Here is a 2,609-nt window from a genome sequence, read left to right as displayed (position 1 = left end):
AGCTTTCTCCATTCTGCGTCGTCCAGCATCACTCCTCCCAGTCAGGAGGAGCAAAACGCCCGCACACGGAACACGTTCAAGGCCGAACAGGCCGTAGCGCAGTGACGCGGCGGTAGCCGTAGCTCGGCCGCGCATCGACGATCGCGCGGATCGTCGGCAACAGCAGCGCATCCTCGGGCTTGCGGTAGGGGCCGCGCGGCCGGGAGGAGGGGCTCAGGCGCTCGGCTAGATGAGAGCGGGCTACGCCGAGCGTGTCGGCGACGGTCTTCACCGCGAACCGCCTGTCGGCCCGCCCCAGGAGGCGAGCGGCAAGCTCAGTTTTTTTGTGCGCGCGAGGTCGAGGGCCTCCTTCAGGATCTCGACTTCCATGGTCTTGCGCCCGAGCAGGCGTTCGAGATCGCGCACGCGTCGTTCCAACGCGCGCACGCGGCTAGTGCCGACGACCTGCTCGTCGGCTTGCACGGCCTGATGGCCGCCCTCGAGCATGCGTCGCTTCCACGAGAACAGCAGGCTCGGCGATATGCCGTAGCGGCGGGCCAAGAACGATACGGACGAGCCAGGCTGCTGGCTCTCCTCGACGAAGCGGATCTTCTCGGACGTGGACCAACGACGTCGGCGCTGAACGCCACTCAGGATCTCGCCGTGCACCGGCGGGGCAGTCGGATCAGGTGACATAGCCTTACCCATAGGCTTGCGCCTATGCCTTCGTGAGCTATGCCGCCTGTCCGGTCAAAACGGGGTGCAGTTCACCAAGGCCGCGGCGACCTGCTCGGCACGCCTCAGGCAGAGGTCCAGTGTGATGGCTCGGCAGCCCTCTCCTGGAAAGGGCGCCTTGATGAGAGTCCCGATCAGGCCGAAAAGCTCTCGGTGTTCCAGGCCATCGCCTCCGACGGCGAGGAAGAAGCGGAATTCCATCTCGACCGGAAGTCTCATCGCCGCTCTCCGGGTTGATTTTACACGGCGACCGACTTCACTTCGGCCAACGATCCCGTCGGATCTTCCCGAGCAGGACGATGGACGCGAACGAGGCAGCCGCTGCACTATCCCCCAGGGCGACCTTCGGATCATCAGGTGCTAGAACCAGCCACACCCGCTGTGGATGCGATGACGATGGCTGCAAGGGCGAGGAGAAGCTGAGTGCGCTCGGTCACGCACTTCGCTCCGAAGCGTCCAAGCTAGGAAGAGCCTTGCTCAGGGCGTCTGCGAGCATCAGCAGGGCGGCATCGGCTCGTTCGCTCGCTCCCCTTATATCCTTGTCTGTGCCAAAGTCGGCCTGCGGCCGCAGGATCTGCCGTACCTCGTACATGTGTGCCGCCGCCGTGCGCACGCCCTCACAGGCAACCGAGACAGCCTCATCTTCCTGAACAAGGCTCAGGATCTCGCCCAGATGCGAGTTCACGTTGCGGAGCCGGAAGCCCCCGCCCAGGGGCGAGACGATTCCCCGGAGTTCGATGGCAATCCAGCCAATCTTGTCCTGAAGGAGCCTCGGTAGTGTCTCGGTAGCCATGGGCGGGTACGCTTTCTAAGCCTGACACCAGGCCCCTGCCGTTTGCACGATCGGGATAACACCAGCCGCATTGACGGCGAGCTCAGTGCAGTGTCTCTCCTGGCTCCAGGAAGGAGCCTATGCCGTCCTCATCCACGGCGAGCCGGAAAGCCTCGTAGGCCGCATCGTCCGTCGCGAAGAGCTCGTTCCATACCGTCGAGCCGCCTTCGTGATCAATGACCTCGAGCGCCCAGTCCGCTTCGTCGCCGACGAACCGATAGATCTTCACCTCGACCGTGAAGCCGTCACGAGTGATGCGGCCGGAGAGCGGAGAGAACTCGAGGTGGCGGTCTTTGATCGACATGGTCATACCCGCTTGCGGTTCGCTAGGCTCAATGCGCTTCGCTCGAGAGGCTTTGTACGGGAAGCGGCCTCAGATCACACGGCAACCCTATGCAGGACTTCGCCGCTCTCGGTCAGCAGAAAGGCGCCGTCACCAAGCTGATCCACGCCCTTGCCGTTAAGCAGCGTGAACCGGTGCTGTCCCTTCAGGATGTGCGATCCGCTGAGGCCCCCGGTTCGTGCGAATGTCTGCCAAGCGATAATGGTGCGAACAGTGCCGTCATCAGCCCTGGCCTCGAAGCGCTCCAATTCGTGATCCATGGCTCTCCCCGTATCAGAACGGCGTGCCCATCCAGCATTAGATCGTGCTCTCGGCATGCTCTGGCGTCTAGCTCAATTCAGGCAGACTGCCGCCTTCAGGCTTTCGGAAGGGCAGTTCCTGCAGGCTCTTCGCTCGTCGTTCTCGGTCGTGAGCGTGCCCGGCCGGATACCATGTCGAGAGCAGGCTTCCCCGGTCCACTCGGGAAAATATAACCGGCATTCGGCGCTGATGCTATCTCCTTCGTGGGGGCGCTTTTCGACAGCCTTTGAGCTTGCATTGAAAGTTTTCGCCGTTACGGTGCTTAGGAACAACTGTTTGGCCCATCCGTTTATATAGCGTGGGCGCAGAGCCACAACCTCACGTAATTACCCACGCCTTTGTCGGCGGGATTAGGCGCGGATGGTTTTGAGGATGGTGGCGAAGGTGTCGGCCCCCGCGAGGCGGGCGGTGTCGATGACG

The 2,609-nt window shown here is 62.8% G+C and carries 4 protein-coding genes and 1 pseudogene; all 5 read right to left on the bottom strand.

Going from position 1 to position 2,609, the window contains the following annotated elements:
* Positions 1-94 precede the first annotated feature (94 nt).
* A pseudogene (locus tag WDW90_RS36250) lies at positions 95-687 on the bottom strand (transposase); the annotation flags it as partial.
* Positions 688-729: 42 nt separating this feature from the next.
* Complete coding sequence (locus WDW90_RS36245; RefSeq protein ID WP_336492580.1) at positions 730-915, bottom strand: hypothetical protein; 186 nt, start codon at positions 913-915, stop codon at positions 730-732.
* A gap of 232 nt (positions 916-1,147) precedes the next feature.
* Positions 1,148-1,507 carry a hypothetical protein gene (locus WDW90_RS36240; protein WP_336492579.1) on the bottom strand — a complete coding sequence of 120 codons (360 nt, stop codon included), beginning with the start codon at positions 1,505-1,507 and terminating at the stop codon, positions 1,148-1,150.
* A gap of 82 nt (positions 1,508-1,589) precedes the next feature.
* Positions 1,590-1,850, bottom strand: coding sequence for a hypothetical protein (locus WDW90_RS36235; protein ID WP_336492578.1), 261 nt, complete (start codon positions 1,848-1,850; stop codon positions 1,590-1,592).
* A gap of 74 nt (positions 1,851-1,924) precedes the next feature.
* Positions 1,925-2,149 carry a hypothetical protein gene (locus WDW90_RS36230; RefSeq protein ID WP_336492577.1) on the bottom strand — a complete coding sequence of 75 codons (225 nt, stop codon included), beginning with the start codon at positions 2,147-2,149 and terminating at the stop codon, positions 1,925-1,927.
* Between the last annotated feature and the right edge of the window lie 460 nt (positions 2,150-2,609).

It is taken from the genome of Methylobacterium nigriterrae (assembly GCF_037106235.1).
Taxonomy (GTDB): domain Bacteria; phylum Pseudomonadota; class Alphaproteobacteria; order Rhizobiales; family Beijerinckiaceae; genus Methylobacterium; species Methylobacterium nigriterrae.
Note: the sequence above shows the minus strand (reverse complement) of the source record. Positions and strands in the feature narration are given on the sequence as shown.

Excerpts from the sequence above, each read along its gene's own strand:
- WDW90_RS36240 (WP_336492579.1), bottom strand. The coding sequence starts at position 1,507 with ATGGCTACCGAGACACTACCGAGGCTCCTTCAGGACAAGATTGGCTGG.
- WDW90_RS36235 (WP_336492578.1), bottom strand. The coding sequence starts at position 1,850 with ATGTCGATCAAAGACCGCCACCTCGAGTTCTCTCCGCTCTCCGGCCGC.
- WDW90_RS36245 (WP_336492580.1), bottom strand. The coding sequence starts at position 915 with ATGGAATTCCGCTTCTTCCTCGCCGTCGGAGGCGATGGCCTGGAACAC.
- WDW90_RS36230 (WP_336492577.1), bottom strand. The coding sequence starts at position 2,149 with ATGGATCACGAATTGGAGCGCTTCGAGGCCAGGGCTGATGACGGCACT.